The 22,722-nt window shown below is 61.0% G+C and carries 23 protein-coding genes; 16 read left to right on the top strand and 7 right to left on the bottom strand.

From position 1 onward, the window contains the following. Positions 1-2: 2 nt before the first annotated feature. From Q0908_RS06120 to Q0908_RS06130, 3 genes are read left to right on the top strand one after another with little or no spacing between them, the layout of a single operon-like run. Positions 3-1,196: a glycosyltransferase gene (locus tag Q0908_RS06120; protein ID WP_299281915.1), complete on the top strand. Its 1,194-nt coding sequence runs from the start codon at positions 3-5 to the stop codon at positions 1,194-1,196. A 1-nt stretch (position 1,197) separates the two neighbouring features. Beyond that, positions 1,198-3,117, top strand: a complete 1,920-nt coding sequence (locus Q0908_RS06125) for an AAA family ATPase (RefSeq protein WP_299281917.1) — start codon at positions 1,198-1,200, stop codon at positions 3,115-3,117. Further along, complete coding sequence (locus tag Q0908_RS06130; protein ID WP_299281919.1) at positions 3,089-4,507, top strand: hypothetical protein; 1,419 nt, start codon at positions 3,089-3,091, stop codon at positions 4,505-4,507. Before Q0908_RS06125 ends, Q0908_RS06130 begins: the two co-directional genes overlap by 29 nt. A 5-nt stretch (positions 4,508-4,512) precedes the next feature. Here Q0908_RS06130 and Q0908_RS06135 read toward each other — a convergent pair whose 3' ends face one another. The 3 genes from Q0908_RS06135 to Q0908_RS06145 are packed head-to-tail and all read right to left on the bottom strand — an operon-like array spanning position 4,513 to position 8,060. Then, entirely contained in the window at positions 4,513-5,835 is a 1,323-nt protein-coding gene (locus Q0908_RS06135; RefSeq protein ID WP_299281920.1) for a nucleotide sugar dehydrogenase, read from the bottom strand. After that, positions 5,836-7,083 (bottom strand): glycosyltransferase family 4 protein, encoded by a 1,248-nt coding sequence (locus tag Q0908_RS06140; protein ID WP_299281922.1) that lies wholly within the window; start codon positions 7,081-7,083, stop codon positions 5,836-5,838. It abuts the gene before it with no gap. Beyond that, entirely contained in the window at positions 7,083-8,060 is a 978-nt protein-coding gene (locus tag Q0908_RS06145) for a polysaccharide deacetylase family protein (protein ID WP_299281925.1), read from the bottom strand. The genes Q0908_RS06140 and Q0908_RS06145 overlap by 1 nt, the downstream gene beginning before the upstream one ends. Positions 8,061-8,226: 166 nt before the next feature. Between Q0908_RS06145 and Q0908_RS06150 the strand changes: the two genes are divergently transcribed. The 12 genes from Q0908_RS06150 (at position 8,227) to Q0908_RS06200 (ending at position 18,641) form a co-directional block, all read left to right on the top strand. Beyond that, the gene (locus tag Q0908_RS06150; RefSeq protein ID WP_299281927.1) at positions 8,227-9,672 is read left to right on the top strand and encodes an FAD-dependent oxidoreductase; all 1,446 of its coding nucleotides are present in this window, start codon (positions 8,227-8,229) and stop codon (positions 9,670-9,672) included. Between the two features lie 28 nt (positions 9,673-9,700). After that, on the top strand, positions 9,701-10,675 hold the full coding sequence (locus Q0908_RS06155; protein ID WP_299281929.1) for an ATP-grasp domain-containing protein: 975 nt from the start codon (positions 9,701-9,703) through the stop codon (positions 10,673-10,675). An 11-nt stretch (positions 10,676-10,686) separates the two neighbouring features. Further along, positions 10,687-11,328, top strand: coding sequence for an HAD family hydrolase (locus tag Q0908_RS06160; protein WP_299281931.1), 642 nt, complete (start codon positions 10,687-10,689; stop codon positions 11,326-11,328). Positions 11,329-11,626: 298 nt separating this feature from the next. Next, the gene (locus tag Q0908_RS06165; RefSeq protein WP_299281933.1) at positions 11,627-12,955 is read left to right on the top strand and encodes an oligosaccharide flippase family protein; all 1,329 of its coding nucleotides are present in this window, start codon (positions 11,627-11,629) and stop codon (positions 12,953-12,955) included. Then, positions 12,952-14,220: a hypothetical protein gene (locus tag Q0908_RS06170; RefSeq protein ID WP_299281935.1), complete on the top strand. Its 1,269-nt coding sequence runs from the start codon at positions 12,952-12,954 to the stop codon at positions 14,218-14,220. The genes Q0908_RS06165 and Q0908_RS06170 overlap by 4 nt, the downstream gene beginning before the upstream one ends. 226 nt (positions 14,221-14,446) lie before the next feature. Next, on the top strand, positions 14,447-15,613 hold the full coding sequence (locus Q0908_RS06175; protein ID WP_299281937.1) for a polysaccharide biosynthesis/export family protein: 1,167 nt from the start codon (positions 14,447-14,449) through the stop codon (positions 15,611-15,613). Between the two features lie 18 nt (positions 15,614-15,631). After that, positions 15,632-16,819 carry a glycosyltransferase family 4 protein gene (locus Q0908_RS06180; protein WP_299281939.1) on the top strand — a complete coding sequence of 396 codons (1,188 nt, stop codon included), beginning with the start codon at positions 15,632-15,634 and terminating at the stop codon, positions 16,817-16,819. Between the two features lie 24 nt (positions 16,820-16,843). Then, positions 16,844-17,107, top strand: coding sequence for a hypothetical protein (locus Q0908_RS06185; protein WP_299281941.1), 264 nt, complete (start codon positions 16,844-16,846; stop codon positions 17,105-17,107). Between the two features lie 39 nt (positions 17,108-17,146). Next, entirely contained in the window at positions 17,147-17,398 is a 252-nt protein-coding gene (locus Q0908_RS06190; protein WP_299281943.1) for a hypothetical protein, read from the top strand. Positions 17,399-17,401: 3 nt separating this feature from the next. Then, on the top strand, positions 17,402-17,638 hold the full coding sequence (locus Q0908_RS06195) for a hypothetical protein (RefSeq protein ID WP_299281945.1): 237 nt from the start codon (positions 17,402-17,404) through the stop codon (positions 17,636-17,638). A 183-nt stretch (positions 17,639-17,821) separates the two neighbouring features. Further along, a complete protein-coding gene (locus Q0908_RS20380; RefSeq protein ID WP_366868799.1) occupies positions 17,822-18,187 on the top strand; it encodes a helix-turn-helix domain-containing protein in 366 nt (121 codons plus the stop codon). A 76-nt stretch (positions 18,188-18,263) separates the two neighbouring features. Next, on the top strand, positions 18,264-18,641 hold the full coding sequence (locus Q0908_RS06200) for a response regulator (protein WP_299281947.1): 378 nt from the start codon (positions 18,264-18,266) through the stop codon (positions 18,639-18,641). A gap of 5 nt (positions 18,642-18,646) precedes the next feature. On the opposite strand, the gene Q0908_RS06205 is transcribed toward Q0908_RS06200, so the two are convergent. After that, complete coding sequence (locus tag Q0908_RS06205) at positions 18,647-19,051, bottom strand: SufE family protein (protein WP_299281949.1); 405 nt, start codon at positions 19,049-19,051, stop codon at positions 18,647-18,649. A 133-nt stretch (positions 19,052-19,184) separates the two neighbouring features. On the opposite strand from Q0908_RS06205, the gene Q0908_RS06210 reads away from it, so the two are divergent. Continuing rightward, positions 19,185-19,721 (top strand): hypothetical protein, encoded by a 537-nt coding sequence (locus tag Q0908_RS06210; protein WP_299281951.1) that lies wholly within the window; start codon positions 19,185-19,187, stop codon positions 19,719-19,721. A gap of 1 nt (position 19,722) precedes the next feature. Here the strand turns inward: Q0908_RS06210 and rnd are convergent, their stop codons facing one another. From rnd to purM, 3 genes are all read right to left on the bottom strand, one after another. Further along, a complete protein-coding gene (gene rnd, locus Q0908_RS06215) occupies positions 19,723-20,886 on the bottom strand; it encodes a ribonuclease D (RefSeq protein ID WP_299281952.1) in 1,164 nt (387 codons plus the stop codon). A 69-nt stretch (positions 20,887-20,955) separates the two neighbouring features. Next, positions 20,956-21,546, bottom strand: a complete 591-nt coding sequence (gene purN, locus Q0908_RS06220) for a phosphoribosylglycinamide formyltransferase (protein ID WP_299281953.1) — start codon at positions 21,544-21,546, stop codon at positions 20,956-20,958. Then, positions 21,543-22,589 (bottom strand): phosphoribosylformylglycinamidine cyclo-ligase, encoded by a 1,047-nt coding sequence (gene purM, locus Q0908_RS06225; RefSeq protein WP_299281954.1) that lies wholly within the window; start codon positions 22,587-22,589, stop codon positions 21,543-21,545. Before purM ends, purN begins: the two co-directional genes overlap by 4 nt. Positions 22,590-22,722 lie beyond the last annotated feature (133 nt).

Here is a 22,722-nt window from a genome sequence, read left to right on the forward strand (position 1 = left end):
CGATGAAGATCACCCACGTCGTGACCAGTACCAATATTGGCGGTGCTCAAATCATGCTTCAACGCTATCTGGCGGCGCTTGGTCCCGAGGCGGCGCAGCACGAGGTGGTGTCGTTGATGGATGACGGCAGTATCGCCGGACCAATCCGCGAGACAGGATCCAGTGTGACCTCCCTCGGGATGACCTCGCCGCTGTCGACATTGACTGCGGTGCGCAAATTGCGTGCCCATCTGCGCCGCTCGGCCCCAGAGGTCGTCCACGGGTGGATGTATCATGGATGTTTGGCCGCGTGGGCCGGGGTCGCGGGCCGACGCCCTCCCGCGCGGCCAGCGCTTGTCTGGGGCATCCACCACTCCTTGCAGGAAGTGGCCAATGAGAAAAATACAACGCGTGCCATGCTGCGGATGATGACGCGTGTCGCGCCGGGGGTGGATCTGATCACCTATTGCTCGAAGGTCTCGCGCGCTCAGCACGAGGCCATCGGCCTGACCCGCGCGCGCGCCGTGCTGATCCCCAATGCCGTGGACACGGATGTCTTTCGCCCAGACCCCGAGGGGCGCGCGCGCCTGTGTGATCTGATCGGGGTGCGCGATGATCGGATTCTGATCGGCAACGCCGCGCGCAACCACCCCATGAAGGATCATGTGAGCATGGTCCGGGCCATCGGCGTTCTGCGCGGACAAGGCCACAATGTGCATGGCGTGATGATCGGCGCGGGCCACTCGGGCAGCGCGGCTGAGGCCGAAATGCACAAACTGGGCCTGAGTGATCGGATCAGCATGGTGCCCGCCCGCGACGACATTCATGCCTTGGTGCCGGGCTTTGATCTGTTTCTGCTGTCCTCGGCCTGGGGCGAAGCCTTTCCTTTGGCCGTTTGTGAGGCGATGGCCTGCGAGGTGCCTGCCGTGGCCACCGATGTGGGCGATTGCGCGCACCTGATCGGGGACACAGGGCATATCGTACCACCCAGTGATCCCACCGCCCAAGCCGCGAAACTTGCCCAGATGATCGAAGGCGGACCAGCGCATCGCATGCAAATGGGCAAGGCGGCGCGGGCCCGCGTCTCGGCCCTGTTTTCCACCCCGCACTATGTCGAGGCGCACCGCGCCGCATATCGTCAGGCCATCGACGGTTCCACCGTAAACACATCCGCCACGCGCTCCGCCGATCTGGCCCGCGCAGGAAAGGAGGGATGAGATGACCGACACAATCATGACCGACACCCAAGCCAAGGCACATCCACATATGACCCCGCCAAAGACCATTCTTCACTCACTCGCAGGGCATTCGGAAGACCGGGTGGGGCTTGACGGCATATGGCGGATCATCCGCCGTCGCATGGCGCTTATCGTCTTTGTGACGGCCGCGATCATGACAGCCACCTATGTGGTCGTCTCCACGATGGAGCCGGAGTACAAGACCCGCTCAACTGTGGTGCTGACAACGCTCGACACGCGTGTGCGGTCCTCTGATGTACAGCTTGAAACGTTCGAGTTGTCGCGTGCCACCATTGAGACCGAGCTGAACATCCTGCGCTCGCGCGAGTTTGCCTATCAGGTGCTCGACACGCTGCAGCCCTATGACAACCCCGCCTTCATGGGCGCGGACACCTCCGATGTGCTTGCCGGTGACGCCAGCGAGCGCGAGCGCCTGATCGACAAAATGCTCAGCTCTTATTCAGTGTTCCGCGAGGGTGAAAGCCTTGCGGTGCAGATCATTGCGACGGCATCTGATGCACAGCTTGCAGCGGATATCGCGAATGCGGTCGCCGAGACTTATATTGCGCAGAACGTCCAGAAACGCCGACAGGCTATCAGCGACTCGATCACCTTCCTGCGCGAGCGGGTCCAGATGCTGGGCGAAGAGTTGTCGGCCGCCGAACTGGCGCTGGCATCGTTCATCCGCGAGAATGAGCTTGATGATACGGACCTGCCCATACAGTTGCGCGGCGATGTTGACCGTCTGACGGCGATTGTCGCGGCCCGCCAGGGCAGCGCAGACGAAGACGGCGTCGGTGCCCGTGCCGCCGCCCAACTGGAAGAGGTCCGCGCCGCCTTGCACGACCGCACCCGCGCCGAGCTGTCCTTGCTCAGCCAGGAACGTGCGATGGAATTGTTGAGCGTGCGTTATGAAAGCTCGATCGAGCGGTTGAACGATCTGGAAACGCAGATCGATTTCATCACGCAAGGGGATCGCCAGGTGTCCTTTGCCCGCATCCCGTCCGAGCCCGCCTCACCAAACCCACCTGTCGCGCTGGTAGCCAGTGCTATGGCTGGGCTCGTGCTGTCCTTTATCGCAGCCCTCGCACTGGAAAGCGTGAACACGCGGCTGTGGAACGAGGATCAGACCAGTGCGGTCAGCGGGCTGCCCAACCTTGGCTACACTCCCCGGATCTTCAAGCATGAATATGTCGGCGATCTTTACAAGCCGAGCATGTTTATCCTGTCTCATCCCTATTCTGCCTTCACCGAGGCGTTGCGGGGTTTCCTGACGATCTGGTTCAACATGGTCGAGAAAAGCCGCATCGTGATGGTAACCTCTGGTCTGCCCAACGAAGGCAAATCCACCGTCGCCGTCGCCCTTGCAACCGCCGCAGCGCAGGACGGGATGCGTGTTCTGGTTCTGGACCTCGATTTCCACCGGCAGGGGGCTGCGGCCTTGATGGAACTGTCTCGCTCGACATCTTCTCTTGAGGATGTGTTGTCAGGCGTCAAACTGCCCGAGGTTCTGGTTCTGGACGAAGCCGAAGATGTCAGCCTTGAGTTCCTCAGCATCAAGATGCGCGACAAGACCCCGCCCAACGTGTTCAAGGCGCAACTGAGCGAGCTGCGCACCCATCTGAACGCGGCCTATGATCTGGTCCTTGTCGACACGCCGCCGGTGCTGATCTTGGACGAGGCGTGCCGATTGAACAATCTGGTGGACAACTCGATCCTCGTTGTGCGGTGGGGCAAAACCACCCAGGACGTGCTGCGCGATGCCTCCGAGCGGTTGCGGCACAACGGTGTCCCCGTGGCGGGCACTATCATCAACGATGTCGATCTTAGCAAACACCGCACCTACGGATATGGGGGCTATGCGCATTATTATGGCGAAGACGCCTATCAGCAGGGTTAGGCCCAGCCTGATCCGGGGGTTGGCCCTGTCGCTGCTTTCGTGTGCCCCGGTCGGGGCTGCGGGCGAGGGCGCTTTTCCCGGGGCGGATGGCTATGGCGTGCAGGCCGTGGGGTGGAAGGGCGGCATGATCACCGCCGTCACGACCTTGGCCGACGCAGGCCCCGGCAGCTTGCGCGCCTGCGCGCAGGATCTCGGATCGCGACCGCGCATCTGCATCTTTGGGGTGGCGGGCACCATCGATTTGCAAGGTCCGATCATGGTCGGTTCCAACGTCTATATAGCAGGCCAGACCGCACCGGGGGACGGTGTGCAATTGCGTATCATTGGCGGCCGTCACGGCCCGCTGATCGTCAAGAACGCCCATGATGTGGTCATTCGCCACCTCAAGCTGCGCCCCGGTCCAAGCCGCGACCCATCCCCCACGGTGGATGCGATCACTGTCGAAAACGCGCGCCATGTCATGCTCGACAATCTGTCGATGTCTTTTGCCACGGACGAGACGTTCAACATCCACGTCTCAAACAGCACCGCCTCGGACATCACCCTGTCCGACAGTATCCTCAGCCTCAGCCTTGATCGCACTAACCATCCCAAAGGGCGCCATTCCAAGGGGGCGCTGATTTGTTCAGCCGAGGGGGTCTACAATGCCTGCGGGCGCATCAGCCTGCTGCGTAACCTCTTTGCCCATCACCGCGACCGGATGCCAGACGTGAAGGGCACATCCATCGGCCCGGTCGAGGTCATCAACAACATCTTTTACAACCCGATCAGCCAGTTTGGCGAAGTCTACGATCTGCTTGGCGATGCCGATGTGGCCTATGTGGGCAATGTCGCGTTGACGGGTCCAAGCACTGTGCGCAAGACGCCCGAGGCGGTGCAGGTGTTCGAATGGGAGGATGAGAACACCGTGCGCCTGATGGTGGCGGACAATGTGACGGGCACGCCCGCGGGATGTCGGTTGCGCCACTTTCAGGTGCTGGATGCAGTTGCGCGGGGCCAGCAGGTGTCGGACGACTTGCCCACGCTGTCGGTGGCCCCAATGCCCGCGGCCGAAATCGTCGATCACCTGTTGGCCCATGCCGGGGACCGCATCGCAGGCACCCGCGATCTGGACTCGCTTGATGCTCAGGTGACGGCAGATGTCATCGCCTGCACCGGGCAAGTGATCGACGAGGTGGCACAGGTGGGCGGCTGGCCGGATCTTGCGACGATCAATGACCCGGCACAGATGCGCGACACGGATGGCGACGGCTTACCCGATGCATGGGAGGCGGGGCGTGATGACCTCGACCCGGAGAATGCAAATGATCCATGGGCGCACGATGCGTTGACGGGTCTGAGTTTTGTGGAAAGCTGGCTCGCCGAAATGGCGGGCGATCCGCTGGACTGACGCCCCTAGAGGGACCATACCGTGATGTCCGGGCGGATAGCATCGCGGGGCAGCGCGCTCTTGAGGTCCAGCAATATGCCCCCTTCGCGGATGCGGGCCGTAAGGTCCGCGCCTTCGGTCAGGAACGACTCATGTGGCACCGCAAGGATGAGCATATCGAGGTCACAGAGCTCTGACAGCGGCACCATCGTCAGCCCGTAATGGCTGTGCAGGTCGTCGGGCGATCCGACCGGGTCGAACAGGATCGGCTGCACCGAATATTCCGACAGGATGCGCACGATCTCGGGCACGCGTGAGTTGCGCAGATCAGGCACGTTTTCCTTAAAGGTCAGACCCAGAACGCCGACGCGCGCCTGGCCCGGCGACAGGCCCGCCGTGGTCAGCATGCGGATGGCGCGTTCGGCGACAAACTTGCTCATCGCGTCATTGGTGCGCCGCCCGGCCAGAATCATTTCAGGGTGCAGGCCCACCTCGACCGCTTTGGCCGCCAAGTAGTAGGGGTCAATCCCGATGCAATGCCCGCCCACCAGACCGGGTGAAAAGGGCAGGAAATTCCACTTGGTGCCAGCGGCCTCCAGCACATCACGGGTCGGAATATCGAGGCGCTCAAAGATGATCGACAACTCGTTCATGAGCGCGATGTTGATGTCGCGCTGCGTGTTCTCGATGACCTTGGCCGCCTCGGCAATGCGGATCGAACCGGCCTTGTGGATCCCTGCCGTCACGACCGAGCCGTAAAGGGCGGCAACACGTTCGGTTATATCGGGGGTCTGCCCGGCCACGACCTTGGTGATCGTCTCAAAGGTGTTGACGCTGTCACCGGGATTGATCCGCTCGGGCGAATAGGCGAGGAAAAAGTCCTGCCCGCAGATCAGGCCCGATGCTGCCTCGATGGCCGGGCCCATGACGTCTTCGGTCACGCCCGGATAGACGGTGCTTTCGAGCACGACGACGCCCCCGCGTGTCACATGCGGCCCGATGACCTTACAGGCGGACAGGATCGCACTGAGGTCGGGGCGATTGAAGCCGTCAAGCGGCGTGGGCACGGTGATGATGAAGGTGGTGCATCCCGCCAGATCGCTGGCCTCGGCGCTGAATTGCGTGCGGGTGGTGTGCAGCTCCTCACCGGTTGTTTCGTTGTTGGTATCCTGACCAGCGACAAGGGTCTGCACCCGCGTGGCCGCATGATCATAGCCCACCAGATGCTGCACCGTTCTGGACAGGGCAAGGGCCACGGGCAGACCGACATAGCCGAGCCCGATCACGGCGACCCGTTCGGCGATCAGAGCATGTTGGTCGGCGCGGGCAGGGGTCGGTGACGTATCCAATTAGAAATCCATTTCCGCATGCGGCACTGTGGGGGTCAGGCCAAGCTTGGCCATGAGGATTGCGTTGACCTTGACCACATCAAAGCGCGCCGCCGCCCGTTCACGCGCCGCAATGCCCATACGTGCGGCCAAATCAGGGTCCTGCACGAACCGGGCCATCGCATCTGCCAGCCGGTCCGCATTGCGCACCGGCACGACGTACCCGCTGGCGCCTTCGTCTACAGGCTCGGCGCAGCCGGGCGCATCGGATGTGATAACGGGGCGCCCTGTTGACATCGCCTCAAGCACGGTGCGCGATACGCCCTCGCGATAGGAGGGCAGCACAAAGACGCTGCAGGCCGCCAGATGGGGGCGCACATCTGGCGCTTCGCCGAGATATTCGATGACGCCCTCGGCCTCCCAGGCTTGCACCTCCTTAATGGTGATCGAGGATGGGTTGGCATCGACCGGCCCGACAAGCTGGCACCGCGCTTCGGGGTGGCGCGCCTTGAGCAGGCGGGCGGCCTGAACGTACTCGCAAACTCCCTTGTCGCGCAGCAGGCGGGCGACCATCAGAAAGACCGGCGGCCCTTTGGGCATCGGTTGGTGGGCAAAGCGGTCCAGGTTCACGCCGGAGCCGGGCACAATGCTGACAGCACTGCCCGGAGGCACAAGGCGGTGTCGGCGGAACTCCGCCGCGTCGGCTTTGTTATAGACCACGACCTCGTCCACAGCCTTCAGCGCATGGCGATAAAGCTGGATCGATCCCTTGCGCAGCAGCCGTTTGCGCAGGCCGCAATGGTCATCGACAAACACATAGCCAAGGCCCGTACACATCGGCAGCACCCGGTCCACGCCCGCCCAACGCGCCGCAAGGCCGCCATAGATGATCGGCTTCATGGTGTAGGGAAAGACGATGTCGGGTTTGAAATTGCGAAACAAGCGCACAAGGGCGCGAAAGGTCCGAACGTCCTGCAGCGGGTTCTGTCCTGTGCGATGCATCGGCACGATCTTGAAGGCGACGCCGATCTCGGCCAGCTTTGCCTCGGTCACGGGATCCGGGTTTGGCGCGCAGGCCAGAACATCTGCGGATGCCGCCATCGCCTTGAGCAGATCATAGCGGAAGCCCACAAGCGATGAGGTGAGGCTGGCCAGCACCACGATGCGCGGCTTGCGCGCGGGGCTCGTGTCCGTGCGGGATCCGGGTACCGTCAAGCCCTGGACCGTGTCCGGCGCAAGGGCCTGCCGGTATGTGGCAGTGCGCTGCATCACGCCGCACCGGGCATCTGTGCGGCGGTGTTCCGGGCAGCATCGGCAGCTTGCGCCATGGTGCGCGACGGCCAGCCAAAGCGGTCATTCAGGTTGCGCCAGAACGCCACGATCTCTGCCAGCAACGCCAGATTCTCGTCCGTGTGGGTGCCGAAATTGTGCGGATGAAACCACAAGTGGAACAGGCGGTTCTGGCGGGCGGCTTGCGCCATCTCGCGTTTGATCAGGTTGATCTGCAAACGGGCAGGTGCCATCGCACCGCCGCTGTAGGGGCGCAGAAAGCGACTTGCCGGGACATTCGTGGCGTCCCCCTCGCGTGCGACATCCACCACCGCAGGACCACAGAGCGGCACATAGCTGTTGGCCAGCCGGAGCCCGCGCCGCAACGTGGACTGCTGCGCCCGCCCCCCAGGGCGATCCATGCGAAACGGGCCGGGGCCGCGATAGACATCAATGCCGCGTGCCGCACAGACCGCCTGGGCATCCTTGGTCACCTGATTGCGCGGAAACACGATACTGCGCGGGCGCACATTGAGTGGCTCAAAGGCGGCAATGGCTGCGTCGATGTCGGCTGCAAAGGCGGGCACGTCCAACTGGTCTTCGAGGCAATAGAAATGCGCAAACGTGTGTGTGGCCAATTCCTGATCGGGGCGGGCTGCGATCTCTCGCACCAGCGACAGACCAAAGTGATAGGGGTCGGACGCCTCATCCGGGCCGACCGCGTCGATAAACGCATAGGTGTCATCGCGTGCATTGGAAAACTGTGGGCGGCGATGGGGCAAAGCGGCCCGCAGCGCGTCACGGTTTTCAAACATCAAAAGGCCCACGCACGCCCATGTGGCGGCAACGCCCTCGGCCTCGAACAGGTCAAGCATGGCCGGAACGGCCCGACGCACGCCAAGGATGTTTTGGCCATAGGAGTCGATGGAATGGCTGCCATAAACGCCCCACATCAGCTCCAGATCCAGAGAAAGCACAAAACCACCACTGGAGAATTGACTGTTATCTTGTGCAGATACCATTGATTTTAATGCAAATTTAAGTGACAAAAAAGAAATTAGAAAATTTAACTTTGAAAATCATAGCAAATCGCAGTCTTCCTGTAACTGATTTTTGTAACGAGAAATTTAATTGGTGTGAGTCATGGGCTCTCGAAACGTATCTTTGGATACAGCGCAAACCATTGTGATCGGGGCAGGGCCGTCGGGCCTGAGTGCTGCGCTGACCTTGCAAAAGGGGGGGCACGCGCCCGTGTTGCTTGAGCAGGGCCAGCATGTGGGCGGCATGATGCGTTCGCCGCGCTGGCAGGATTTCACGCTGGATCTGGGACGTAAGGAGCTTTACGCCCGCTTTCCCGAAATCGACCAGTTGTGGCGCGATGCGTTGGGGGACGACTACACGCCTTATCCACACCGGGTTGGCAGTCTTTACGAGGGGCGCATTGTCGAGATGTCGGGGGCCTATCGTGGCCGCACGCGCGGCATGCCCGTGGGGTGGCTCGCACGGGGCGGTTCTGATCTGTTGCGCGGCTGGATGGCCAGCGCGCGGCGCGCGCCTGAAACCTACGAAGAGTTCTGGCATTTCCGCGTCGGCCGAACCTTTGCCCGCATTCTCGCGCAGGGATATTGGGAAAAGTTTCGCGGCCTGGCCTGGGCCGACATCGCCCCGCCCGACACCAATCCGGTCGATCAGGATCAGGGCACAGGCCTGCTGGCAACGGCAAAAAATGCGCTGGCCATGGCGGCGCGCGCGGGGGTGTCACGGCAGGTGGCATGGCGACATCCGGGCGGCGGCACCGGGCAATTGTTTGAACGGCTTGCGGCGCAATACACCGCTTTGGGTGGCAAGATTGTGTTCGGGGCCAACGTCACCGCATTGGAACAAACCGCCGACGGCGTGACGGTCACCTACGATGTTGACGGCAAGACCACCGTTCAAAACGCGCGCCATGTGGTGTCGAGCATGCCAATCGAGCGGCTTTGGGACGCCCTGCCAGCCGCCCGGACCGAGGGGGTGGACCTGCCGGCACCAGGGTCCGAAGCGCAGCGCGCCGTGCTGCTGGTCTATCTGTTTCTGGATACGCCCCATCAATTTCCCCATGCATGGCTCGAGGTGAATGACCCCACACTTTTGTGCGGGCGCATCACAAATTTCGGGGCCTTTGGCGGGCGCATGGTGCCAGAGGGCAAGGCGGCCTATTGCGTCGAATTCTTCTGTGACGGGCAGGCGGAAATCCTGAACTGCACGTCAGAGCAGCAGATCGAGATCGCGACCTCGGAGCTGGAGCGCGCAGGTCTGCTCGCCCGTGCCGACGTGATCGGGGCCCATGTCATGCATTTCCAGCGCACAAATGCGGCGGCCAGTTGGCGCGAACAGCAGACCGCCTATCGCACGGCGGTCTTTGCCGAAGTGTCTAAGCTGACGTCGATCTATCATGTGAACCGGCCCGGTGCGGACTGGGCCAGCCTGTCTGGCTTGCAGGCCGCCAACGCGATCCTGACTGATGATCGGGCTGCATTCGAGGCGGCAGCGGATCCGACCCGGCGCCAAGACGACAATATTGCCGTCAGCGCCCGCAGTGCGGTCTAACCTGATGACCCAAGAAAAGGCGAACGCAATGACGACATCCAAGTCCCTTTCAGTTCTCATCTGCTCTGCCGGGCGACGCGTGGGTTTGCTTAGCAGCTTTCGCACCAGTCTGCGCGATCTTGGGCTTGAGGGCCGGGTGATTGCCTGCGATCTGGACCCGGGGATGAGCGCGGCCTGCGCGGCGGCTGATGCCGCGTTTGCCGTGCCCCGCGCTACCGATCCCGGTTATGCCGCCGCGATCCTTGATATTGCGCGCGCCGAACGGGTGGGGCTGATCGTGCCCGCAATCGATCCCGAATTGCTGCCCTTGGCGCAGGCCGCGCCAGAGTTTGCGGCGGCGGGCATCCGGGTGCATGTATCTGCGCCGCCCGTGATCGACGTGGTGCGGGACAAATCCGAAACCGCCCGCGTGCTGGATGCCGCCGGTGTACCCGTCCCTCGCACATTGACCGAAGCCCAACTGCGCGCCACGCCGGACGGCTTGCGCTGGCCCGTCTTTGCCAAACCGTCGGGCGGCAGCGCGAGCCGTGGGCTGGCCGTGTTTGATCACATCGACGCGTTGCCCGACAGCTTCGACGAACCGATGATCTTTCAGGACCGTCTGACCGGGCCGGAATACACCATCAACATGTTCGTTGACGCCGAGGGTGCGCTGCGGTGCGTGGTTCCCCACAAGCGTTTGTCGGTCAGGGCAGGGGAGGTTGAGAAGGGGCGCACGGAACGCCGCAAGGATCTGCATGAGATCGCCGCTGGCATTTTACGCGCCTTGCCCGATTTGCGCGGCGTCGCCTGTTTTCAGGTGATCGAGGACCCCGAGATCGGCATCGCCGTCTTCGAGATCAACGCCCGCTTTGGCGGTGGTTATCCGCTGGCTGAATATGCTGGTGCCTCCTTTGCGCGGTGGCTGCTCGAAGAGGTGGCCGATCTGCCCCGCAGCGCGGACAATGCGTGGCGCGATGGTGCCGAGATGCTCCGCTATGACGATGCGATCTACCGGGGATAGGGGCGTGCTTGATGATCGTCTTTGACCTCGATGACACCCTCTATCTGGAGCGTGACTTTGCCTTCAGCGCCTATACGCATCTTGACGAGTTGGTCCAGCGCGAGACGGGGGTGGAGGGGTTCGGGCCCCGCTGTCGGGCCTTGTTCGAGGCGGGCGAGCGGCGCACGATCTTTGATCTGGCCCGCGACGCGCTTGGACTGAGCGAGGCAGACATTGCAATCCAGACCCTGATCGACGCCTATCGCAGCCATCCCCCCGACGTCTCGCTGTGCCCGGATGCCGCCGCGTTTCTACAGCGGACGCCGCAACCGTTTGGGCTGATCACGGATGGGCCTGCACATATGCAACGCAACAAGATTGCAGCTCTGGACCTACCTCGTTGGATCGAACATTTGCGGCCTACTGGAGCCTGGGGCGAAGGCTATGGCAAACCCCATCCGCGCGCCTTCATCGAGATGGAACAGATCGCGGGGCCCGCCGCCCACATGATCTATATCGCGGACAATCCGGCCAAGGACTTTATCACGCCCAAGGCACGGGGCTGGACCACCGTGCAGATCACGCGCGCGGGCGGGGTTCATGATCCCGTGCCCAAAACCAAGGCACATGCGGCGGACGTGGTGATCCAAAGCCTGCACGACTTCTCGCTATAGGTGAATGCGCGGCAATAGGTTTGCGGTGACACCCTTTTGGTGTATCCTTCGCAGATATTTCATGTCTTCCTCGGGCTTTATCCCGGGCACTTTTTTTGACCAACAGTATTTAGCGCCGCTTGCGCCCTGATTTTTGGGGACCGTTTTTGTTTATATTCGATCACCAACTTGCCCGTGGGTCCGTGCACCGTTCTCTTGGGTATTCCACTACACGCCGCTGCCACGCTCGCGCGCACCTTTGGGGGCCTGTCCAATGCTGCGGGTAGGGCAACATCCCGGCTGGCTGGCTCAAAAAGTGATGTACAAGCGCATTATCCGAAACGCGGGGTGGTTGTTTTCAACGCAGGTTCTGGGCGGGTTGGTCGGTGTGGTCACCTTGGCCATGATGGCGCGCACGGTTGGTCCGGTGGGCCTGGGTGTGATCGCGATTGTGCAGGCCTATACCCGGATCGTTGGCCGGCTGATCCGGCTTGAGCCGTGGCAATCCGTCATCAGATACAGGATGGAGGCGCTGGAGGCGGGCGATACAGAGAGGTTCAAGCGACTGCTCAAAGCCTCGATCATCATAGACATGGCAGGTGCGCTGGTCGCGGGGAGCGTTGCGGTTGGGCTGGCATCCGTGGCCATCCCATTGTTGAACCTGTCCGAAGAGCACACCCGCTATGTCCAGGTGCTGAGCCTCGGGTTGTTTTTCACGCTGCAGCCCACAGGCATTGCGATTTTGCGGGTGTTGGACCGGTTCGATTTGTTGGCCAGGATTGACTTTAGCACTGTGATAGTGCGCTTTGCGCTCACCGCGGTGGCGTTCTGGTTCGGTTCGGGCATTTGGGCCTTTATCGTCATCCTGCTGGTCGAACGAATACTGAGCGGCAGCCTCGGCTTTGCGTTTGGTTTGCGCGAGTTGCGCCGCCGCGGATACACGCAGATCCTGACGCCGCGCTTGCATGGTGTGCTGGGCAAAAACCCGGGCTTTCTGCGCCTGCTCTGGAACTCGAACATCAACGTGATCCTGCGCCAGTCCACGCAGCGGTTTGACATCGTCATCCTGTCTGCATTTGCGGATACAGCACTGGTCGGCGCATATTTTCTGGCCCGGCGGTTGTCGCACGCCACGCTGCGGCTGGTGCGCCCGCTCAGCCAGGCGGTTTATCCCGAACTCGTGCGCATCTGGTCCTCCGGCACTGCGCGGGCGTTTCGAAAGCCGGTGGTGACTACAACACTGGTCCTGGGTGGTCTGAGCGTAGTGTTCTATGTGCCGGCGGCCTTTTACATGGGCGATCTGCTGGCCTTGTTCTTTGGCGAGGGCTTTCGCGATGCGGCTCTGCTGGTCAGCGTGCAACTGCTGGCCGTCGCAATTTACCTCAGCGGGATCATGGCCAACCCTTCGATGCAGACCATCCGCAAGGATCGCGAACTGGTGTGGATCACGCTGATCGCGACCGTGTTATTCTTTGCGCTGACCGTGCCGCTGATCGTGTGGCTTGGACCGGTGGGGCTGTCGCTCAATCACGTATTGTTCAACCTGCTGTGGCTTGGCAGCTGTGGGGTGGTCATCCATGACACGGTGCGCGCCCGCAAAACGATTGAAACCCGCGCAAGCCCGATCCAAACCGAGGTACATGCATGAGCCGTCCGCTATCACACGGACTGACGCTGTCGCAGGTCGAGACATGGCTGGTGGTCGCTGTCGTGTTCCTTGCGCCTATGAACTTCCTGCGCTTGCCCAACATCTATGTCACGGCCAGCGACATCATGGCGCTATTGGCGTTGGTGGCCATGACGCTTCGGCAGCGTATGCCGCTGAAATTCTTTGGCGAGGCCACGTCGTTCTGGATCGTGAGCCTGATCCTGCTGCAAGGCGGGCTGCTGATCGGATCGCTCGTGAACGGCGACCCGCGCGACGGGCTGGTCGGCTTTGTGCAATACGGTTTTTCGATGCTCTTGCTGCCGGTTTTGATCTGCAATCGACCTTTGGAGGAAACACTGAGGCTGATACATGCCTTTGTGCTGTCGCTGGTCTTGATCATGATCCACGGCATCTACGTGGCGCATTACACACCGGACGACTTGCGGTTCATGTCCGGTAGCGGTCGGCTGACCTCGCTGATCGAGCGGGAGAATGCAGCGGGCACACTCACGGCCCTTGCCATCGTCTATGCGTTTTTCCTCACATATCTCGGAAGGATCAGGATCGTGACCTTTGGGGTCTGCATTGTCGTGCTGGTCTATGGGCTGATTTTGACGGCCTCGAACACCGGCTTCTTTCTCGCCACGATCGGGGTGGTTGCACTGGCGGTGTTCACCGGGTCCTTGCGGCTGACAGCATGGGTTCTGGGCGTCGGACTGGTGGCCGCGATTGCGATCTTTGTGTTCGGCGACGCAATCTTGCCGGATATTTTCGTGCGCCGCGTTATGGGGATGCTGACCACAGGCGACATCAGCGCCGCTGGCACATTCACCGGGCGTATGGAGCTGATTTCAGAAGCCATGGACATTGCGCGCGACACGTTGTTTGTCGGTCTTGGGACTGATCAATACCGCGTGTTCAGCCTGCACGGCGCGCCGGTTCACAACACCTATCTTCTGTTGCTGACCGAGGGATCATTGATGGCGCTTTTGGGTTTGATTGGGCTGTTTGTGACCGGGATATTCCTCAGTTGGCGCGCGTTGCAATATAGCGAAACCCGGCTGCTTGGCGGGCTGAGTTTGACTGTGCTGTTGATGTTCGCGCTGGCCATGAATGGATTTGCCCATGTCTATGCACGGTTCTGGGCGGTGCCGTTCATTTTGGCTCTCGCGCTGAGTGCCGCAGCCGTATCTGCGCGCACCACGACCCAAAACCAGCCCGAAACGGACCACGCGCCACCAAAGGGAACCCCAAAGAACGCCTGAGACCGAATAGCGATCGTGCCAACAGATGTTTGTATTTTGAACGTAGCCGCTTTTGTGATAACAACCCGGCAGCTTTTAGGCGAATTTGGCAGACATATTTCAGCACTTTGTGCGCCCATTTTTATAGTTTCAAATTTGAAGGTTTTTGATCGTGTCACATATGGCCACATCCCACTTGTCTTTACCGCGACTTTGCAGACGACTGATTGGCGCGGTAGCGCTTGTCGTGCTGGCGCAACCCGGCTTTGCCGAAACCCACACGCTGTCACCTGGCGACACGATTTTCATCCGCGCTGGCAATTGGAGCTTTACCGATCAGACCTATCAGGAATGGGCGGGCGTCAGCGGTGAATACAAGGTGGGGGCAGGGGGGGCGATCTCGGTCGCGCTGGCCGGGCAGGTCGAAGCGACCGGAAAGACACCTCAGGCTCTGTCAGACGAAATCAGCGCGATGTTGCAGCGTCGCATTGGGTTGCCGGATGCCCCGACTGTCGCCATTGAGGTCTCGCAATACCGACCCGTTTTCGTGACCGGTGCCGTGGACCGCCCCGGCGCGCATCCTTTCAGTGCCGGGCTGACCGTGGGACAGGCGCTGGCGCTGGCGGGCGGCCCGCCGCGCACCTATGAGCCCGGTCAGACCTCGACGAAGCCCGATATCGAGCTGCGCGGCCGTCTGGAACAGGTCCGGGTCAACCTCGACGCGCTCATGGCCCAAGAGGCCCGGCTGGTCGCTGAAATCGCCAGCTACGAAGGGCAGGGGACCGATGAGAGTGTCACCTTGTCACTCATCGAAAGCCAGTTGAAGGACGCCAACCAAACGGCTGTTTTATCTCAACAAGAGGCGCTGCGTGAGCTTCAGCGTTTGCTGGACGAACAGATCGTGCGGTTGGACCAGGAGATGCAGTTGATCACCGGTCAGATCGACAGCACAAAAGAGGAACTTGAGCGGATCTCGACCCTTCAGGAGCGTGGTCTTGTCATCAACACGCGGGTCGCCGCACTGCAAACCAGCATCGCGAATATGGAGGCACGGCGCCTGCAAGTCGAAGTTGCGCGCCTCACAGCCGAGCAACAGCGCAACACGGCCTTGCGTGAAGAAGCCGGGATTCTGGATCAGGCGCGGTTGCGCCGGTTGACGGAACTCAAACAGACCCGCGATGCCCTGGCCGAGGCGCGCATCCGGTTTCTGACCACCCAAGCCATTCATCGTGACTATATGGCGAATGATGGCGGGGCCACGTCATCCCTGGCCGCAAAAGAGCCTCCGATATACCGGATCACCCGGACGACAGGTGACAGCACGGAAACCATCACTGTGACCCGCGACACGCTCGTCAAACCCGGCGACTTGCTCGAAGCCATCCAGCCGCTTGCCGCCTTTCTGACCGAGTAAGCACGGGCATCTGTAAATATGGCACGCACGTCCAAACGTATCCGCGTCCTGTTTCCATTTGTCGGCGGGAACGAAATCGGCGGCAGCCACATCTCGGCGATGATGCTGATCCGCAACCTCGACTTGGATCGGTTTGATCCACGCATCCTGATCCATCGCCCCACGGGCCCATTCGCCGACATGCTGCGCGACAGCGCGGACACTTTCGAGGCCGTGCCCAACATTCCGGTCCTCGGGTCTGAACGCACATTGGCGACCAGCAATTCGACCGGTGTTATGGGATATATGGGCCGTACCTTTCCCGCGCTCCGCGCGGTGTTGAAGCGGATCGGCGCGGATATCGTGCACACAAATGACGGGCGGATGCATGCCAATTGGGTGCTACCAACGCGTCTGTCTGGCCGCGCTTTGCTGTGGCATCATCGCCAAGACCCGGACGGGGTAGGGATCAACAAGATCGCCCCACTGCTGGCCAATCGGATCGTGACGGTGTCCGAATATGCCAAGCCGAACAATCCCTTACGCAAGATCCAAGGGCGCTGCGACATCGTTCACAGCCCGTTTGATTTTGCAACGACCCCACCCGATCCGGCCATGGCACGCGCGCAAGTCTGTGCTGAGCTGGGGATTGAGCCGCATGCGCTTATACTCGGGTACTTCGGCTCCATGATCGTACGCAAACGGCCGGATCATTTTGTCCGTTCGGTGGCCGCCGTTCAGGCGCAATTGCCAGACACACCGGTCTATGGTCTGATCTTTGGCGAAATGGAGCGCCCGGACTCCCGTCTGGATGAAATTGCGGCCGCTCTGGCAGCAGAGTTGGGGCTTGGACCGCGTGTCCGGCTCATGGGATTTCGCAGCCCCATCCAGCCTTACATGGCTGGGGTGGATGCCATGCTGGTGACCGCGCTGAACGAGCCGTTCGGGCGCACACTGATCGAAGCCATGTATCTTGGCACGCCCGTTATCGCGACGGATCACGGCGGCAACCCCGAGGCCATAACCCACGGCAAGACCGGATTTCTGGTCGACAAGGACGATCCAGGCGCCTTTGTAGAACCGGTCCTGGCGCTCAAAAAAGACCCAGACCTCAGGTCACGGATAATTGCCGCCGCAAAGGCGGATGTGGTGGAGAACTACGGTACGGACAAGCACGTTTCAAAAATCAGCGCCATTTACGAACGGCTGGTGGCGCGACAGCTTTAGGAAACACATACGTCTGATCTCAAGTTGGACCTCCTGATCATCGGTGGGGCAAAATGCGCCACAACTTGGCTGCAAAACTCGCTTCAGCGCAACTTCGACATCACCATGCCGGACCCCGAGCTGCACTATTTCTCGCGCAATTTTAGCAAAGGTCCTGCGTGGTATGCGGATCAATTTCCGCGACCCCGTGGTGCCATCCTGGGTGAAAAATTCAACTCCTACCTCACGGATCCCGCAGCCGGCGCGCGCATCAAGGACCACGCGCCCAATGTGAAGCTGATCATGTAGATCCGCGACCCGTTCGAGCGTGCGGACTCGGATGACTGCATGCTGTATCGCCACGGTGAGGTGGACGCGGATATCGCAGCACATCTGGACCCTGCGCGCGCGCATCCTCAGATGTGTTTCATCAGCGACGGCCGCGATGCGCACCACATCGCGCGCTTTGTGGATCGCTTCACGGCAGAACGGTTCCTGTTTCTAAGGTTTGATGACATTCAAAAGCATTCGGTACGTCAACTGACGTCTCTGGCCGATCATATCGGATACCAGGACGCCCTCGCGCCACCCTTGAAGTAAAAGGTGAAATACAAGTCTGAAGCTGTTGTTTCCCAATGGTTACGAGCGTTTCTGAAACCGCCCCGACCAGTGATCGATCCGGTGCGTTACACCCGGCCGGTGACTGCGACCCGCAACCTTGTGGTGCACCCACCAGTGTACCCAAAGCTAAGTTCTGATCTGCGCGGCGCATCGGAAAGCTATTACGCGCCGGAGATCAAGAGCCTGACCGAGGTGACAGGGCTGGATTTGGAGCCCTGAACGACATAGCCATCTCGGCGTATGCGATAGGTGCCCAGCATTTACGCGGCTCTAACGGTTTGCTCGCCATCACACATTTTACATAATATGGATTATAGGCGTTTTATATTTAGCGCGGCGCGCGCTACCCTGAAGTGCGACTCCTATTAGAAAACAATACGTTATCTAATGGGAGATCATGGCATGGGAGCCGTTTACACGCAACTGAGCTTGAGAGAACGCCGTAGAATTGAGGATTGGTGGCATGCAAAAGTGCCCGTTCGAGAGATGGCTCGGGTTCTAAAACGGCACAAGTCGACGATCTTGCGTGAGATCAAACGCAACTTCTGGGCCGATGATCTTGTCCCAAAGAAGTACGCTGGTTACTTCGCGATGGCCGCGCACCAGCGCACGCTGCACCGCCGTCCCACGCAACGCAAACTGATCCGGCACCCGGTGAGCGCGCTAAACTGGCCTTTCTTAGTTCCCGGTCCGCAGCCTGACACGATCAAGCGATCCTTTGACAGCACGAGGCGCATTTTTGTCACACGCACAAAACCTTACCCGTAAGCCGGGAACCAAAGCGCGCGTGTGCCGTTGTGCGCTTAGAATTTATGTTGATGCAACTGCGATTGGACCATAGCGCGTGTTTGAAGGCCTGAAAGTTTTGTACCTCGAAGATGAACCGCTGGTGGCAATGGACACTGGCGCGCATCTTCAGACGCTTGGGTTCGAGACGCTCGAGGTCGCCTACAAGCTCGCCGCCGCTCAGGAGTTGGCCGACCGCGCGCGCTTTGATTTGGCGATCCTCGATATTAACGTGGATCGCGGCCAGACCAGCATCGCTCTTGGCAGCGCGCTGAAAAACGCCGGAACCGCAGTCATCTTTGCATCGGGCAACGGAACGATGGCAAATGACCTGTGCCGCGACGGGTTTGAATTTCTGGACAAGCCATTTTCGCTGCACGCACTGACCGCCAAATTAAAGCAGGTCGTGCAAGATCAGCGCATATCAGCGGTCTGAGGCCCCTACTCCGCCGCGACCAACCTGATCCGTTCGATCATGGCGCGCAATCCGTTTGAGCGTTGCGCGGACAAGTGATCGTTAAGACCCAAGCGTACCATTTCAGCGCGCGCATCGACGGCCAGCACCTCTGCCGGGGTTAATCCGTTATAAAGGCTGCGCAGGACTGCGATCAGCCCGTTCACGATCATCGCATCGCTTTCGCCGTCAAAATGAAACCTACCATCCTCGATCACCGGATGCAGCCACACCTGGCTTGCGCAGCCATCGACCTTGGTCGCGGGCACCTTCAGCGCTTCAGGCAGCGGGTCCATCGCCTTGCCCTGATCAATGACATGGCGATACCGGTCCTCCCAGTCCTCCAGGAACTCAAAATCCTCAACAATCTCTTCGAATGCGGCGGTCGCCATCTGGGCCTCACGGTTTTGCTGTCCCAACGGACCTAGGCGCGCGCGGCGCAAACGTCCAGCCCGGCAATGTATGCTTTTCAAGCGGAGCGACTTGGGCTACCACATTCCCATAAAAACAGGACACGAGCAGACCATGCGCCTCAGAACCGTTTCGATTTTCGTTGCATTGATCGCATTGACCGCCTGCGCAACTGTGCGCGACAGCCGGGTCAATCCCGCCAACTGGTTCGGCCGGAACGAGCCCCAACCGGTGCGACGCTCGGAAGAACCCAAAGAGGTGAACCCGTTGATGCCGGTGGATCGCGGCCCGGGCCTGTTTGCCAGCCTGCGGGCCAGCGACGAGTATTTCGGCACGCCCATTGATCAGGTCAGTGAGTTGGTGATCGAACGCGTGCCCGGTGGTGCCATCGTGCGCGCCACGGCAATCGCGGATATCGACGATGTCTATGACGTGCGTTTGATCCCCGAAAATGACGATCTGGAACCGGATGAGGACGGTGTTCTGGTCTATCAGGTTCAGGGGGTCCATCCGCTTGAGCGTCGGCGCACCACGTCACAGCGTCAACGGACCTTTGTGGTGGCGGACCGGATCACAGATCGCAAGCTGGCCGACATCCGCTCCATTCGGGTCGAAGGCGAGCGCAACGCGCAAAGCAGCGCGCGCCGCTAAGTCATTCGTCCAAGTCGATAATCTTGACGTCAGCCCCCTGGGCCGTCAGTGCCACGCGTCCATCGCACAAACGCAACGCATCTTCGCCAAACACTTCGGACCGCCAGCCACCAAGGGCCGCGACATCGCGCATCCCCGCAGCGAGTGCGTCCAGATCCGCAGCTGAGGCGATCAGCTTGGCGGCCACGCCCGCGCTTTCCGTCTTGGCCTTGAGCAGGACGCGGAGCAGGTCCGCCAGCGCTGGATTGACCTGTAGTTTTTCACGCGATCGGTCGGGTTTGGGCATCGCCTCCGGGTCCATGTTCACCCCCCGCTTGACCGCTTCCAGTATCCCATCAGCAATGTCGCCCTTGCGCGCTTCGCGCAGCAACAGGCGCGAGCGGCCAAGGTCTTCGTAGGATTTCGGTTTGTTGCTGGCCAGTTCCACCAGCGCGTCATCCTTGAACACCCGGTTGCGCGGCACGTTGCGTGATTGCGCATGCGCCTCACGGAAGGCGGCCAGCTCCTGCACGATGGCAAGGAATTTGGGCGAGGACGTGCGCGTCTTGACCCGCTTCCACGCATTCTCGGGTTTGATGATGTAGGTGTCGCGCGACAACAGCACCTGCAACTCTTCCTCGACCCAACGCGCACGGCCACTTTCGGCCAGCTTGGCGGCCAGAAATTCATAGATCTGGCGCAGATGGGTCACGTCTGCGACGGCATATGTCTTTTGCGCATCGGTCAGCGGACGGCGCGACCAATCCGTGAAACGGGACGTTTTATCAAGGGGTTGCTTGGCGATCTTGCGCACCAGCGTCTCGTAACCCACCTGTTCGCCAAAGCCGCAGACCATCGCCGCCACCTGCGTATCAAACAACGGTGTTGGAAACACTTCGGCATCGACATAGAAAATCTCGAGATCCTGGCGCGCGGCGTGAAACACCTTGACCACGGATGTATCGCGAAACAGCTCATAAAGCGGCTCAAGCGACAGCCCCCCGGCCAACGGATCCACAAGCACCGCGTTGGACGCATCCGTGCCCGGCATTGCCAATTGGATCAGACAGAGTTTGGAGTAATAAGTCCGTTCGCGCAGGAATTCCGTATCGACCGTGACATAATCGTAGGTGGCCGCCTCGCGACAATAGGCTGCCAGTGCGTCAGTCGTGGTGATGGTTTTCATAAATGGCTTCTTGCTTTTGGGGCCTGCGCCCTTGGGTTTTTCGGGTCTACACCAATCGCCGCACAGTGGCTAGAGCGTGAACGGCGTCGTGTTTCGATCCACAAAACGGCGCAGCGCGGCGGGGTACAGCGCATGTTCCTGCACCAGCACCCTCGCGGCCAGTGTCTCGGGCGTGTCACCCTCGATCACCGGGACTGTGGCCTGCCCCAGGATTGGCCCATCGTCCAATTCAGGTGTGACCAGATGCACGGTGCATCCGTGTTGCGTATCCCCCGCCGCCAGCGCGCGCGCATGGGTGTGCAGGCCCTTGTATTTCGGCAGCAATGACGGGTGAATGTTCAACATGCGCCCTTGCCAGGGTGCGACGAAACCAGCCGTCAACACCCGCATGAACCCGGCCAAACAGATGATGTCGAGGCTGTGGGGCGCAAGGGCGGCATCAATTGCAGCCTCAAATGCGGGTCGGTCTTGGCCAAAGGGGCGGTGATCAACCACTTCGGTCGCGATCCCCTGTCCCCGCGCCCAAGCGATGCCGCTCGAGCTTTCGTTGTTGGACAGCACCACCGCCGGGCAACCCCCATGATCGCCCGTCATATCCTCGACCAGCGCGCGCATGTTCGACCCACCGCCCGAGATGAAAATCCCGACCCGTTTGGTCACAAAAGCGCACCGGAGTAGGAGACACCCTGCCCTTCGACCACATGGCCGATGCGGGCCACGTCCTGTCCATCGCCCTCAAGTGCGGCGGTGACCGCCTCAACCGCGTCCGCCGCCACGACAACCACCATGCCGATCCCTGCATTGAAGGTCTTGAGCATTTCGGCCTCGGCCATGCCCCCAACCTCGGCCAGCCAGCCAAAGACGGGCGGCAAATCCCAGCTATCCAGATCGACCGTGACCCCGAGCCCGTCCGGCAGGACGCGTGGCAGGTTTTCGGTCAGACCGCCGCCGGTGATATGGGCAAGCCCGTGCACGTCACCGGCCTTGATCGCCGCCAACGCCGCTTTGACGTAAAGGCGCGTGGGTGTCAGCAGCGCCTCGCCCAAGGTGCCCGCGCCCCAAGGGCACGCATCGTCCCACGCCAGCCCCGAGGCCTCAACCACGCGGCGCACCAGCGAATAGCCGTTGGAATGCACCCCGTCCGAGGCAAGGCCCAGCAACACGTCACCCGCAGCCACGCCACCGGGCAGCGCCGTGCCCCGCTCCATCGCGCCGACCGAAAAGCCCGCCAGATCGAAATCACCCGCCGGGTACATGCCGGGCATTTCCGCCGTCTCGCCGCCGATCAGGGCACAGCCCGAGGCCTCACAGCCCCGCGCAATGCCTTCGATGATGCGGGCGGCCTGATCAAGTTCCAGCTTGCCGGTCGCGAAATAGTCAAGGAAAAACAAAGGTTCCGCGCCCTGACAGACCAGATCGTTGACACACATCGCAACCAGATCAACGCCCACGCCGTCCACATTGCCGGTGTCGATGGCGATGCGCAGCTTGGTGCCTACACCGTCCGTGGCTGCCACGAGAACCGGATCGACAAAGCCTGCCGCCTTGAGGTCGAACAAGCCGCCAAAGCCACCCAGACCCGAAGCCACGCCGGCCCGCATTGTCGCAGCCGCCGCCGGTTTGATCCGGTCCACCAGCGCGTTGCCTGCGTCAATATCGACGCCGGCATCGGCATAGGTCATTCCAGTCTTCTGCTCGCTCATGTGCATACTCCCAAGGTCATGCGCCCCATATCGCGAACTCGGGCGGGGTTGCAAAAGGAAATAAGCCGGCCTGCGTGTATTACGGCAAGTTCACGAAACGGACGCTGATGCGGAAGGCACCGACATTTAACTT

Source organism: uncultured Tateyamaria sp., from assembly GCF_947494755.1.
Classification (GTDB): Bacteria; Pseudomonadota; Alphaproteobacteria; order Rhodobacterales; family Rhodobacteraceae; genus Tateyamaria.